Genomic DNA, 15,188 nt, shown 5'->3' with positions numbered 1-15,188 from the left:
TAAAATTTAAAAAAGTAATAAACCCTCGCATTTTGTGAGGGTTTTTCTTGAATAAATTTAACTTGATTCTTAAATTGTTTTCTAATAATTTCGCTAACTCCTGATATAATGAATTAAAACTCGACATATCAATAAAATTAGCGAAAACATTTTGTAATCTTATACCAAATTTGTTTTATACCAAAATGAAAACACTTAGAAAAGTATACCTTCAATTTAACTAAGAAATGAAAAATAAAAAAACTTATTGGTCTGTTTGTAAAGAGTGTAAAGGAGAAGGTAGAAAAAAACTAAAAATCAGTGAAAAAACTAAACTACGTTACCAAAAAACGCTAGAAAAACACGAAAAATCAAAAGAAGAAATAACAGTTCCTTCTCCTCCTAAAAACGGAATTTCTTTATGCTCCAATTGTACAGGTTCTGGATTAACCTCTACTGCTAATCGTCCTATTGCTGATAAAGAAAGTTATCCACACATTGCTATTATTGGTGGCGGAATAGGTGGTGTTGCTTTAGCTGTTGCTTGTTTACATCGTAAAATACCTTTTACGCTTTATGAGCGAGATAGTAGTTTTGATACAAGGTCGCAAGGTTATGGATTAACATTGCAACAAGCTAGTAAAGCTATTCAAGGTTTTGGTATTACTTCACTAAAAAAAGGGCTTGTTTCTACAAAACATGTTGTACACAAAACAAATGGAGAAATTATTGGAGAATGGGGTGCTAAAAAATGGTTAGCAACCGACACAAAAAAGAACACTAAACGTACAAACGTACATATATCTCGACAATCTTTACGTTTAGAATTACTTGAACAACTTAATAGCTATAATGCCGTACACTGGAACCATCAATTAATAGATTTTAAAGAATCTGAAAACAACGGCATTCAACTTAATTTTAACGTAAATGGTGAAGTAAAAAATGTAACAGCTGACCTTGTAGTAGGAGCTGATGGTATTCGCAGTACGATGCGAAAAATATTAATTGGCGAAAAGAAAACACCTTTACGTTACTTAGGCTGTATTGTAATATTAGGTATTTGTCCTTTAAAAGATGTAGAAAACCTTAATAGCCCATTATTAGATTCATCTACCGTATTTCAAACAGCAAATGGTATTGAACGAATTTATATGATGCCTTATGATAAAGACACTATAATGTGGCAACTTAGTTTCCCTATGACTGAAAAAGATGCTATAAAACTAAGTAAAGAAGGTAGGCAGGCTCTTAAAGAAGAAGCATGTCGTAGAACGCAATGGCATCACCCAATTCCTCAAATTTTAGCAACAACTCACGAATCAAAAATTTCTGGTTATCCTGTTTACGATAGAGAATTACTTACTCCTGATTTATTAGAAAAAGGAAAACAAATAACACTTATTGGAGACGCAGCACACCCTATGAGTCCGTTTAAAGGTCAGGGAGCAAATCAAGCATTATTAGATGCGTTATCGTTAGCTCGAAAAATATTTAAAAATTGTGGTCCTTTATCTAAATGGAAAGAAATTGGAATACGAAAAAGTGTATTAACTGCCTTTGAACTTGAAATGTTAACACGTAGCGCTTCAAAAGTAAAAGGTTCTGCCGCCGCCGCGTCCTTTTTACATTCAGATATTGTACTTCAAAAAGGGAATAAAACAAGGGGAAGCTTTTTAAAAGAAAAAAAAGCGCAATAATGATTATTAGAAAATTTGTGTTTTTTTAGTTTAATGAATGTATTAAAAAACAACCCATCATTTTATAATTTCAATATCAAATCCAATAATATCTCTAATACCTTGTTCAGTCATGTCTACTGGCTGAATAGGTGTTACATAATGCCACAAATCATTACCAAAAGTTTTTTCTTCACCAGTGTCAGCCTGAAAAGCAAATTCTCCCAATTCTAATTCTTTATTAAAAATCAGTTCTCTTACCTCATCTTTTTTCTCAAATATTTGAGTTTCTCCTCCAAGTATATTTTTTCTATTTACAACCAATGCTGAAATAATATATTGTGCTCCATCTTCATGCATCCCTTCTGGAGAATTCTCGCCTTTCACTTCTCCTTTTGTTAGGGTTCTCATAAAATGACTTGTAATTTTTAGTTTATAAATTTCAGGGTGGATACTAGCTACTAATTCAAACGCCTTTTGAAGTAACTGATAAAACAATTCATTTTCAACAGCTTGTTCTGTTGCTTGTTTAAACTCTCGCTTCCAACTTCTAAAATCATTTACCTTTTGTTCAAAACTATCAGCTTCAACTCGTTGAATTTGATATCCCTCTTTAACTTTTTCAATCGTAAACGTTGAAATATTTCGCTGCCTTGTTACTGTAGAAATTTGTGAAAATTGTTTTTTCTGTTCAATTGTTAATCTAGAAATCCAAGGCTCTAAAACCTCTACACCGACTTGTTTTTCAAAATAAGATTTATGAATACTACTTATAGATTCAATATCTTCAGAAAAATTGTTTTTTAGAAACGTTATTTGATTTTCTTTCACCAAATATTCATCGTTTTCTAAGTTTTCAAACAACGGCTGAAAATAGCTTAGAAACGCTTCTCTATTAATTTGTAACTCTGTTAAACTTCCTATGCGAATAGGAGATTTAATTTCTCTATTAATTACTGCCGATATGTTTTTTTCGGTAACCATTTCCTAGTTTCTTTAATATATAATCAACACATGCTTTTTTATTTAACAACCAATAAGCATATGGTATTGTTATTATTTGCGTACGAATTCTAAACAATGTTTTATACTGTTCTATTGAAAAAGATTTTTCCATTTCTCCAGGGTAACCTATTAAATCTACACAAACTGTTTTATTATTATACGGTAGAACAATATCAAAAAAGTACCCAGCAACAGCATGATGAAATAATACCTCTTTTTTACTAATTCCTATATGCATTAACTCTTTAAATACTTCTTCAGCAAAATCATCTATAAAAAAATCTTCATTTCTAGTAGATACATTTTGATTTGACCTTGAATAATAATCAATTAATAAATTAGTATTACTAAAGCTTTTAGGTGAAAAAGAATAGTATAAATTTTGCTTTGATTTTGCTCTAGTGATACTTACATTAAATACATCTTCTCTATTTAAGTATTGAAAAACCATATTACTTGTGTTATCATCTATTGCAAAAGAAATAAACATAACATCTCTTTCTTCTCCTTGAAAATCAAATGGAGTTCCTACACTTATTTTATGTTTTTTAATTGTACTTATGTCAAACTCTTCTAATTTCTTTTTTAAATAATTTACCTGATCTCTAAAAGGTGATAGGATTCCTATACTAGTACAAATGGCACTTTGAAGTTCTCTTTCTTCTTCTATAATTATCTCTATATCTTTTAATAGTTGTGAAGCTTCTTCAATATTAAATCCTTTTTTATCTTTTATACCTTTTACATAATGCCAATGTACAGCCGTTTTAGTCTGATGTATTTTTATATCAGACATCACTTTTAGTTTCCCATCATAAAATTTGTCATTGCTATAATCTATAATACTAGGTACACTTCTATAATGTTCATCTAAAAAATGAATATTAGCCTGTGTATTTACACGTTGAATAACATAATCAAGAAAGCTGTTTTTTCTATAATTAAACACATCAATATCATGAACTAAACCTAAATCAAGTGCTACATTTTCCATTGATGATGATGACAGAAAAGAAACATGTTTTAATTGTTTTGGATCTCCAACTACCACTACTTTTTTTGCCCTAGCAATAACAGGAATCATAGTAGCAATATCACTTTGAGAAGCCTCATCAATAATTACAACATCGAAAATATCGTTTTCTAAAGGTAGGGTATTACTAATATCTGTACTTTTAGAAATCCAAATTGGCAAACATTCTAATAGGTATTTAAAACTGATAGATTCAAATAGTTGTTCTTTAACTTCTGGATCAGTAGATTTTGTTAATTGCAACAAGTCTTTAAACATTTGTCTATTATAATTAATAGATTGTTGATTTTTATAAGACATAGAATAGGTTACAATCTTTTTTATTGTACTATTTTTTTTCTGTATGTAATTATTTAAAAGCTCAACAAGTTGCCAAAATGGGACTTCTTTTAATATTTTTTTAGAAACGTAGGTTTTCTTTATTCTTTTAAAAAATGAAGGATTATAGTCCAAAAATAGTTGCGCATTTTCTATTTCTTTTATTTCTCTTCTTGTAATTTCTTCTTCAATTTCTTTAATTTTTTCTTCTACTACTACCAATTCTTTTTCATAAAAAGAAATAGTTTTTTCATTAATATTTTGACGAGTAGAAAAATTTAAAATTGATTCTAATTTTTTTCTTAACCTAGAATTATAGCCTCTACCTTTACCAATTCTTACTGTTAAACCTTTAATTCCTAAATCGTTTACAATTTTCTCATTTACAACATCTACAGCTTGATCAGATTTAGCACAAATTAACACACTCTTATTATTGTAAACCATATCTATAGCCAATGAAGCTATAGTATACGATTTCCCAGTCCCAGGAGGACCTACGACAACTGTAAATGGAGATCCAGACTTTACTTCATGAACAATTTCTTTTTGAGCTACACTCAAATTAGAAGGCACATAAATTGTTTCTTTTTTATTCTTTTTAGGAACATCATAAACTGAATTTCTATTTCTAGAAAATAAGGCTTCTAAAGCATCATTATATAAATGACCCTCTTTTATTCTATCAATTTCAAACAAAACATCTCTGCTTGATTTTGTTTTATCTACAATTCCTAAGGCTACTGAATTATGTATTTCTAATGATGCAACTTTTTGTGCTTTTTTTAAAGAAACATCAGTAGTAAGTACAGGAAGCTTATTTAGTTCATCAGTATTTATAGGAATAATCTCTTTTAACTTATTAGCTAAATCAATACTATTTTTTTTATCTAAACTATGCTTAGTTACCAATGATTTTAGCATTAAAATAAAAGCTTCATCGATACTAAAGTTTTGTTTTAAAACATTAACTAAAGCTTCATTTAACCTATTTTCTTCAAATTTATAATCAAAAAAATAAACTCCATCACTATTAATTTTCAGCTCTACAGGGGTAACAATTAATGGTGCACAAATAGTTCTTTTTTTACCTAAGAAATTAAGTTTTCCTGTAATAAAAAAACTATTAGTAATAAGTGTTTTATTTTTTTTGTGAATTTCAAGATACCTATACAACTCTTCTCCTAAATCAAAATCAAGTAATGTACTTTCTTCTTCTCTAAAAAGATGATTTATATTTTGAAAGAATAATCGTTTATCAACAGCACTTCCAAAAAAACTTAATACATCATTCTCTCTAAATTCTTGTTTGTAGCAATTTTGATAATATGAAATTACCTTTTCAATATGCATCATGTTCTCCTCTAATTTTCCTCTTCTTGAAATTGTAAATACTCTTCTACTGTTTTATTTACTGGCGGAATATCTTCTTCAGCAATTGTTTTTAAAATCTCAATTGTTATTGGAGCAATACTCACAATTCTATTTGCTTGGTATTCTATTATTTTTTCGAATAAGTTTCTTGCCACACGCGCATTTCCAAAGTTTTTATCTTTCTTTCCGTAAAACTTATCAAAAATAAAATGTAATTTCTCTTTCGCATCCTCAGTTAATACAAAATCATTCTTCCTACAAAACAATTCGAAAATTCCAATTAATTCACTTGGTTTATAATGATCGAAGGTAAAGTATCTATTAAAACGCGATTGTAGCCCAGGGTTAGAAGTAATAAAATCTTTCATTTCATCAGGATACCCGGCTACAATAACTACCAACTCTTTTCGGTGATCTTCCATTTTTTTAAGTAACACCTCTATAGCCTCATTTCCAAAATCTTGTTTATTATCTTTTGATAATGCATACGCTTCATCAATAAATAACACACCGTTTAAAGAGGTATCCACAATCTCTTCAACTTTCAATGCAGTTTGACCAACATACCCAGCTACCATACCACTTCTATCCGTTTCTATTAAATGCCCTTTTTCAAGATATTCAAGGTGTTTATATATTTTAGAAACCAAACGAGCAACTGTCGTTTTTCCTGTTCCAGGAGGTCCCATAAAAACAGAGTGTAATGAATTATTTACTGATTTTAGCCCTTCTTTTTCTCGTAGTTTTTGAACTTTTAAAAAGTTTGCTAATTCTTGAACAGCAATTTTAATAGTATCTAACCCTATCAATTCATTCAATTCATCTAATACATCTTGCAACGTTTCATTTTCATCTACTTCAGTTTGTGTTACTCCTTGTAATTTTTGTTTAGGATGTGATACACTATTATTAATTTCTTTCAATGCTTTTTCTTCTTCTTCAGAAATAGTTCCGTCAGCTTTTGAGATTAATGTTGCTATACGGTATAAAAAAGCTCCAGAATTGGTAAAGTATTTATTGTCTAGTTTTTTTAATATTGAAGGTAATAGAAACTCATTTTTATAATCTTCTCCCAGGTCAAACAATGAAGCGCTTTGTATAATTTCAATATTTTTATCAAAACTATTAGACGTTACAAATTTGTTAATTCGTTCAATTGTTAAACTACTAATAATATCATTTCCCTGAAGTTTTTCAAACAGAAAAGCTAGTAAGAATTTCACTTTTAATGTTGCTTCCTCATTGCTAGCATCATGTAATCCATATGTTTTATTATATACTTTTATAATGTCTTGTAAAATCACATGTTCAGCTTTAAACTCTATAGCATCATCTGTTTTATTTACAATAGTATTGATTACATTAGAAAAATGTTTATTTCTATTTAAATCTTCAGCTAATTCTTGTATTTTTTCTCCTTCTTCTTTTAAAATTTCTAAAAAATCATTCGCTATTGCATAATCTTTATCTCCATTCTCTTTTTGATTTACAAAATCTTTAAACTTATTTGTAAAATACTCTAAATTCTTTTTTTCTTCTTTTTGTTGTAAATGAAGATTTTCTATTAACTTTTTTAAATAGGCTATATGCTCTTTAGGAAAAAAACTAAATGCAGAATGATCTAAAGAGTTTATTGTTAATGGCAACACCAAGTTTTTAGTATGTATTTTTTTTGATGTTACAATAAAATCTAGCTGACTTTGATCTTTTTTTGTAGAGTATAACAACAATAAATCTTCTTCTTTTAATTTTAATGAAGAAAAAACATTCGATAAACTTACTATTTTAATTGGATTTACTGTTTTTCCTTTAAAAAAATACAACTGATCGGTTTCGTTTAATAGCAAAAAAAAACGATCAACAATTTTATAGTGTTTTGAACTGTACATAGCTTTGTTTATAATAATTTTACAGAAATTAAATAAATCTATTTAGATTTAGCTAACATAATTTTATGTAAATAAAAATTGAAAAGTTTAAATATATAAAAAAGGTTGCATAAAAAGATGCATCTATTTTTAAAAACACATTGCTCTTTATACAACCTTTACTTATGAAGGCTACAAATAGTATATTTTAATTACTTTAAATATATTTTAACTTCAAACTTGAAAGATTACTTCGTCGTATCTCCTCCTCGTAATGACCAACAAAATTGTCACTAAGCGCGTAAAGAAGTGAAATAAAGTAGTCTTTATATTCATTACTAAACTATAAATTTAAACTAGTAAACAACAGATTACTTCGTTGTTCCTCCTTGTAATGTCATTTAAAATCCTCACTACGAATGAAACGCAGTGAAATAAAGTAGTCTATTTATTTTTTATTCTAAACTTAACTTTTCAACTCTCTTTAATAAGTTTACTTCGTCGTGCCTCCTCGTAATGACGTTTTATTATAGTGAATTACTTCTTTATCGCCTTCTCTAATTTAGTAACTCTTTCTAACAGTGATTTTAATATTATGTTTTCTTTTTCTAACTTTTCAATTTTAGAATTCTGTTCTTTTAATTGCTTAACTTCTTTATCTTTTTCATTTAATCTCTTCTCTTGCTCCAATGTATACAAGGTTAGTTCTTCAATTTTTTGTAATAACTTAGCATCCATTTCACCTAAAAAGAATCCATTTTTTTCTACATCCTTAGCACTAGGGATATCTTTTAAGTGTCCTTTTTCTTTAATGTGTTTTTCTACTTCAGTAAGTGTTGGTAAATTATAGTTTTTTTCAAATACAAAGTCTGGCCAATTTTCTCTTAATTGAACCTTAACTTCTTCTGTTATTGTTTTCCCTGCTACTGCAAGTTTATATTCAGAAGGAATGTTTTCTGTTCCAATTCCCACTTTTCCTCCTTGAGGATTTATTAAAAATGTTCTATTTTGGGAATAATTAATTGGATTTTTAGCTTGTATGTATCCAGCATAATCTTGATTATGACTATTAATTATACCTGATAAAATTTCAGTTCCACCCCAGCTTCTATCTGTAAAACCAATTCTTAAAAAACCATTTGGTGAACTACCTGAAGTTGCTGGTAATCCAAATGAATTGGATGCCACATCCAATTTAGTACTTGGATTTATTGTTCCTATACCTACATTACCTTTTGTATCAATTCTTAATTTAATATTTTGGTTAGAATTAGCAACTTCGTCAAGAGTTACATTTCCTTCTTTTCCAAAAAAATCAATTTGCCCATTTTGTCCCATTTTTATTCCTGAAAAGCCATCAGTTTTTGTTTTACCAACTCTTGCAACAAAATTATCATCTCCTCCATTATATCTCGTATAAATATTTTTTCCTAAAACTAAACCACCATCAGAACGTGTTGAGCCAATTGATGAATATCCTTTTCCTCCTCCAAGTGTAATTAAACCATTTAAAGTTCCACTACCTATTTGTAAATTCCCTTCTGGAGATGTCGTTCCAATTCCAACCCTACCATTGGCGTTCAAATAAAATTTAGCAAAACTTTTTTGAGCAACTGGGTCAATACCGTCACTTTTGTTACTTACCCCAATCATAAAACTATTTGCATGATCAGTATAAGGGTTTCCTATAAACCAATTATTGGTTTGCCCTAAAGTAAACAGTCCAGTACCTCTGTCATTACTATGACTTTTTAAATAAATTTTTGATGCGACATATCCATTTGAATTGTCTGCATTAACTTGAAAGTAAGTACTGACTTCATTTTGTGCAGTAACCCCCATGCACATCCCTACTATTGTTACAATAGTAATTTTCATTCTTGTTTTCATAAAAATATTTTTTATTTTTCTAATAACCTTTTAACCAAAATTTTTAGTTCTTTTAGTTCTTTTTCTTGTTTAGCTATTTTAGAATTTTGCTGTTTTAACGCCTTAATTTCTTTGCTTTGTGAGTTTAATTTTTTCTCTTGCTTAAGAGTATACAACGTTAACTCTTCAATTTTTTGTAATAACTTAGCATCCATTTCCCCTAAAAAGAATCCGTTTTTTTCTACATCCTTAGCACTAGGGATATCTTTTAAATGTCCTTTTTCTTTAATGTGTTTTTCTACTTCAATAAGTGTTGGTAATTTATATTCTTTTTCAAATACAAAGTCTGACCAATTAGCGTAGGATGCTACTTTTACTTCTGTAGCTGCGACTCTTCCATCCACCCCTAATTTAAACCCTTTTGTATCTGCTGTTCCAATCCCCACATTACCATTAGAGAGAATTGTCATTCTATCCTTCACTTTATCAGGAGTATAACTATTAACATCTTGTAATGAAAAAACCATTTTGGGGTTTACAGACCCAGGATTAGAAATAGTGTTTTCCAATCGAATACTCCCTGAATAAAAATCAGAATTAATCTCTCCAAAAATCAATTCAGCTTTATCTCCTTGAGTTCTTGCATTTCCAGATTTTAAAATTTTAATCTGACTATTTACCGTTAATTGTTTATCAGGGCTTGTTGTTCCTATTCCCACATTACCTCCATTACTCCCATAAAACCATGTTTTTCCATATGTTTCTTTAATTTCAAAAGGTAAACTATTTTGTGCTTGTAATTGTCCTTTAGTTGTAAAACCTCTAAATGTAAAAGAGTTATTTCCTTGTGTATTTCTAATATGTAATGCTATCCCGTTTGTATCATCGGTTGCATTAAACACTCCATCCCCTTTTACTTCTAATTTAGCACTTGGTGTTGTTGTTCCTATCCCTACTTCACCATCTTTGTTTAAATAAAATTTAGCAAAACTTTTTTGAGCAACTGGGTCAATACCATCACTTTTGTTACTTACCCCAATCATAAAACTATTTGCATGATCAGTATAAGGGTTTCCTATAAACCAATTATTGGTTTGCCCTAAAGTAAACAGTCCAGTACCTCTGTCATTACTATGACTTTTTAAATAAATTTTTGATGCGACATATCCATTTGAATTGTCTGCATTAACTTGAAAGTAAGTACTGACTTCATTTTGTGCAGTAACCCCCATGCACATCCCTACTATTGTTACAATAGTAATTTTCATTCTTGTTTTCATAATTTTTTTTTTATTTTTCTAATAACCTTTTAACCAAAATTTTTAACTCTTTTAGCTCTTTTTCTTGTTTTTCAAATTTTTTATCCTGTTCTTTTAACCTTTTTTCTTGCTGTAATGTATACAACGTTAACTCTTCAATTTTTTGCAATAATTTAGCATCCATTTCACCTAAAAAGAATCCATTTTTTTCTACATCCTTAGCACTAGGGATATCTTTTAAGTGTCCTTTTTCTTTAATGTGTTTTTCTACTTCAGTAAGTGTTGGCAAGTTATAGTTTTTTTCAAATACAAAATCTGACCAACCACTTGCTTCTACTTTTATTTCTCTTGCTCCTATTGATCCTTCTACAGCTAACTTGTGATTTCCTGTAGTAGTGGTTCCTATTCCTACTTTACCATCTGAATTAACAATAAAATCAACATTAGCTGTACCTCCAGTTCTTATAGCAATTGCTCCACCTACATGATTATTATCTATATAAGAATAACCATTTCTAGAAAACTGTAATATATTACTATTAAGTTTAGATGTATGATCACTACCAATTACAGAGAAAAAACTTGATTGCACTTTTCCTTTAAACACGCCAGAACCATCAGCTAAGTTAAAATTCACCATTGATGAACCTCCTGTATTTCTGAAGTTAATATTTTGACTACCAAAAGCTCTCATGTAACTTCCATTAGTATCTGATGACATAAAAAGGACGTTTCCATTATTATCAGATGTTTTTATAATCCCTTTAACATCTAAAGGAGTTTGAGGGTTTGTGTTTCCTGTTCCAATTCCAACATAACCATTAGTTTTAATTGTCATTCGGGCAACATTCCTTGTCATAATTCCAAAATCATGATTTGATATAGTTCCTACTTTAGAATTCCCTCCCATATGTGACCATAGAGCTGTTTGAACACCTGTCTGTCTCTCTTCTATTAAAATTCTTGAATGTACATTATCATCAATATTAATAGTTTGTCCCCAACTACCTGGATTTGAAAAAGTCTCATCCCCAACATAAAGGTGTCCATTTCTAATATCTAATTTAGCTTTTGGATCTGAAGTTCCTATACCTACTTCACCATCTTTGTTTAAATAAAATTTAGCAAAACTTTTTTGAGAACTCGCTGTATTTAGCTCATTATTATTACTTACACCAATCATAAAACTGTTTGCATGATCGGTATAAGGGTTTCCAATAAACCAATTATTTGTTTGCCCTAAAGTAAATATTCCTGCTCCTCTATAGTCGGAATGACTTTTTAAAAATATCTTAGAGGCAACATACCCACTTCCATTATCTGCATTAACTTGGAAATAACTACTTACTTCGTTTTGTGCTTTGGCATTAACGCAAATAGCCATCATAGCAATGGCTGCAATTTTTATTTTCATACTATTTTTATTGATAATTAATTTACCGCAAAAATATATAATTGTAAAATAATCACCTAATTTCCAGCATCAATTTGCATCATAGCATCTTCAACATGATGTACTAACTCATCAAAATGTGCTAACCTCTTCGTTTCTCTAGTTCTATTAAAAGGTAGATCAACATTTATATGCTTTACAAAATTTGAAGGTGCATGCTTCATTATATAAATATCATCTGCTAAATACACTGCTTCTTGAATATCATGTGTTACAAACAAAATAGTTGGACTAAATTTTTCCCAAATACCAATTAATAAATCTTGCATTTGTAAACGTGTTTTCACATCTAATGCACCAAAAGGTTCATCCATTAATAAAATTTCTGGATTCGACATTAAACTTCTAGCAATTGCTACACGTTGTAATTGTCCGCCAGATAAGTTTGGATACTGAGCATACTTTTTTTGATGCCCATCTAAACCTACTAGTTGAATCATTTCCATTGCACGTTCATCTCTTTCTTTTTTAGAAACTCCTTGAAACTGCAATCCTAAACCCACATTGTCTAGCACCGTCATCCATGGTAAAGAAGAGTATTGTTGAAACACCATACTTACTCTATTTTCTTTACTTACAGGTTTACCTTTTACCAATACAGAGCCAGAAGTAGGTTCTTGCAGTCCAGCTATATACCTTAGTAAGGTTGATTTTCCGCAACCTGACATTCCTAAAATTACACCAAATTGCCCCTGCATAGGTTTGTCTTCAATTAATAAATCTAAATTTTCAATTATTTGAGTTTTTCCGTTATTATACGATTGATGTATGTTGCGTAACTCAATAATATTTCCTGTAGTAGGATTATCTATAAATTCTAATGCCATAGCTAATGTTTGTTACCTTTATTTACATGCTTAAACGGAAATAATACTTTATCAATCATTACAAAAATCTTATCTTGTAATACTCCAATAACTACAATAATTATTAGAATAGCAAAAGCTTTATCTATTCTACTTTGTCTTTTCGCTGTCCATATTAACTCACCAATTCCACCACCTTTATTTAACATTTCAACAATAGTAATGTAGGTCCAAGAAATAGCCGTTAGCACTCGAATATCATCAATTAATTTAGAAAGTACATAAGGAATGTAAACCGTTTTTATTGTTTGCCAAGGCGAAGCTCCTAAAGTAAATACCGTATTTAAATATACTTTTTGAACCTCATCTATTCGTTGAACAACTACCGGAATTAAATATACAACTATACCAAAGGCTAAAAACGACACTTTCATCTGACTTCCTAAACCTAACCACATAATAAAAATACCGGTTACAGCTGTTAATGGAATAAAACGATACGAGTCTATAATTTTACTAAATAAGCCTCTAAACAAAGGTACTAACCCTAATAAAAAACCAATAGGAATAGCTACAACTATTGCTAATAAATAACCAAAAATATTTAATTTTATAGAAAAGAATGTATTTCCAATTACATCATCATCTCTATTTAATTCAGGAAATGCTTTAATTACTTTTATAGGAGAAGGTAACAATGGGTATACCTTATTTTTTATCAATCCATATTGCTCTAATTCTTCTTTATTTAAAAGTTCTAATTTATCATAACTAGCAACTAATATAGAATCATTTTCATAATACAGTTTATTTTCTTGCTTTAACGTTGAAACGTTTATGGATCCATTTTGTGTGATAACAGAATTTGATAAAACTTCTGCCATTAAGAACCATATTAAAACAAGAATTACGCTTCCCAAAATGGTAAGCGTAATTTTTTGTTTTGAGTCTAGTTCTCCACGTAACTCAAATAATTTTTTAAAATCAGTACTCATTAGTCTACTACTAATTCAAAGTCCGTTCTTCTATTCTTTGCCTTACAATTATCATTTTGATTCCTTTCACATCCAGCAATAGGCTTATCAGGACCATTACCAACAATAATAAATCTATTTTTTGGCATATTATGTTCGCTTATTAAATACTGAGCAACAGAATTGGCTCTTCTTTTAGAAAGCGCAATATTAGAAGATCTTCCTCCTACATTATCAGTATTCCCTTCAATTCTAATACGAGCATTGGCAAACGCTCTTGCAATTGGGGTAAATTGAACATCTATTAATTGCTTTGCATTATCACTTAACTGATATTCTCCAGTTCTAAAAGTGATACTTACTTTTTTAGAAGAAAGTGATTCTTTTTTAGCTACAGTTTCACTTGCTGCCGTAAATTCTTTTTGTTTTTCAGAAGTATGATTTGCACCTGTTAATGATTTTGTTTTAGATACTAAATCTCTTGTAGATAATAACCTCCAGCTTTTTGCTCCTGAAGTATTATATCCTAAGTTATTATACTTCACTTTCATTTTGTTGTATAAATCTTCTCCAGTAACACCATTATAATTTTGATTCATACCAAAAAAGTTTTCATTATCTCCATGAGTTGCTAAACGTACATTATTAATTGCATCATAACAAAAATCTTCTGGTTGTGATAAACCTTCAGCTAAAATTTTCGCTGCTTTTCTTTTATTCGCATCTGAATTATTAAGTTCAGAAGCTCCAATCATCCAACCTTCATATAAGTCACGAAGTTGTTCTTTATTTTTTTCAATAAAATTTTTCTTAGAAACAAATACATCAGCAATGATATGTGTTGCATTTTTAGTACTTTCTAACACACGTGCTCCAGCAACTTTACTAACACAATCAGCATCATCTGGACTCCAAACTACTGCTGCATCAACTGTTCCACTTTTAAAAGCGTCTGCAGCATCAATAGCACTTGGTACCTCTACAATTTTCACCTGACTTGTTTTAATATCTCCAGCTTCTAATAACCAAATTAAAAACGAATGAGAAGGCGTCATAGGCGCTACTGCAATTTTCTTACCTTTTAAATCACTAACCTTACTAATTCCTCTTCTTGCAACAATTGCATCACCACCACGACTCCAGTCTGCTTGAAAAACTACTTGTGGTTGGTATTGTGATAATCCTTCAACTTCAGTAGGAAAAGCATCAATTGTTGCCCACATTAAATCAATATCTCCATTTTTAAATGCATCTCTTGAAGCATCAAAATCATCAATTACCTTAAAGTTTACCTTAAAGCCATAATCCTTGTAAAATCTAGAGTTCGTATTTGCTTCAAATCCTTCATTAAAATATTGTCCACCTGCATAACCACCCCAAGTTACTACACCTACATTAATAACATCTTTGTATCCATCTTTTGATTTAGAACTAGATGTTGAAGTAACTTCATTTATTTTTTGCTTTACTTTAGGGTCACGTAATTTATTTAATAGGTAATACACCCCTCCAATTATTGCTAAAACAATAAGTATTTTTGAAAATGGAGTTAGTCTTTTTCCTGCCATAAT

Annotated in this window: 10 protein-coding genes; 1 reads left to right on the top strand and 9 read right to left on the bottom strand. The window is 29.7% G+C overall.

Translation table 11 applies throughout. The annotated features are described in order from the left end of the window. The first annotated feature begins 227 nt into the window (after nt 1–227). Nucleotides 228–1,679, top strand: coding sequence for an FAD-dependent oxidoreductase (locus ACKTTQ_RS06145; protein ID WP_408048681.1), 1,452 nt, complete (start codon nt 228–230; stop codon nt 1,677–1,679). 57 nt (nt 1,680–1,736) lie between these two features. On the opposite strand, the gene ACKTTQ_RS06140 is transcribed toward ACKTTQ_RS06145, so the two are convergent. From ACKTTQ_RS06140 to ACKTTQ_RS06100, 9 genes are all read right to left on the bottom strand, one after another. Next, nucleotides 1,737–2,642: a 2OG-Fe dioxygenase family protein gene (locus ACKTTQ_RS06140; RefSeq protein ID WP_408048680.1), complete on the bottom strand. Its 906-nt coding sequence runs from the start codon at nt 2,640–2,642 to the stop codon at nt 1,737–1,739. Continuing rightward, nucleotides 2,608–5,370, bottom strand: a complete 2,763-nt coding sequence (locus ACKTTQ_RS06135) for an AAA domain-containing protein (RefSeq protein ID WP_408048679.1) — start codon at nt 5,368–5,370, stop codon at nt 2,608–2,610. The genes ACKTTQ_RS06140 and ACKTTQ_RS06135 overlap by 35 nt, the downstream gene beginning before the upstream one ends. 8 nt (nt 5,371–5,378) lie before the next feature. Further along, nucleotides 5,379–7,277, bottom strand: coding sequence for an AAA family ATPase (locus ACKTTQ_RS06130; protein ID WP_408048678.1), 1,899 nt, complete (start codon nt 7,275–7,277; stop codon nt 5,379–5,381). Between the two features lie 516 nt (nt 7,278–7,793). After that, nucleotides 7,794–9,146 (bottom strand): hypothetical protein, encoded by a 1,353-nt coding sequence (locus ACKTTQ_RS06125; protein WP_408048677.1) that lies wholly within the window; start codon nt 9,144–9,146, stop codon nt 7,794–7,796. Nucleotides 9,147–9,157: 11 nt separating this feature from the next. Next, entirely contained in the window at nt 9,158–10,405 is a 1,248-nt protein-coding gene (locus ACKTTQ_RS06120; RefSeq protein WP_408048676.1) for a hypothetical protein, read from the bottom strand. A gap of 10 nt (nt 10,406–10,415) precedes the next feature. Then, a complete protein-coding gene (locus ACKTTQ_RS06115) occupies nt 10,416–11,798 on the bottom strand; it encodes a hypothetical protein (RefSeq protein ID WP_408048675.1) in 1,383 nt (460 codons plus the stop codon). A gap of 56 nt (nt 11,799–11,854) precedes the next feature. After that, on the bottom strand, nt 11,855–12,664 hold the full coding sequence (locus tag ACKTTQ_RS06110) for an ABC transporter ATP-binding protein (protein WP_408048674.1): 810 nt from the start codon (nt 12,662–12,664) through the stop codon (nt 11,855–11,857). Nucleotides 12,665–12,666: 2 nt separating this feature from the next. Next, nucleotides 12,667–13,638, bottom strand: coding sequence for an ABC transporter permease (locus tag ACKTTQ_RS06105; protein ID WP_113786407.1), 972 nt, complete (start codon nt 13,636–13,638; stop codon nt 12,667–12,669). Next, complete coding sequence (locus ACKTTQ_RS06100; protein WP_408048673.1) at nt 13,638–15,185, bottom strand: phosphate ABC transporter substrate-binding/OmpA family protein; 1,548 nt, start codon at nt 15,183–15,185, stop codon at nt 13,638–13,640. Before ACKTTQ_RS06100 ends, ACKTTQ_RS06105 begins: the two co-directional genes overlap by 1 nt. Nucleotides 15,186–15,188: the final 3 nt, after the last annotated feature.

Origin of the sequence: Tenacibaculum halocynthiae (assembly GCF_964512825.1) — a bacterium.
Taxonomy (GTDB): Bacteria; Bacteroidota; Bacteroidia; order Flavobacteriales; family Flavobacteriaceae; genus Polaribacter; species Polaribacter halocynthiae.
Note: the sequence above shows the minus strand (reverse complement) of the source record. Positions and strands in the feature narration are given on the sequence as shown.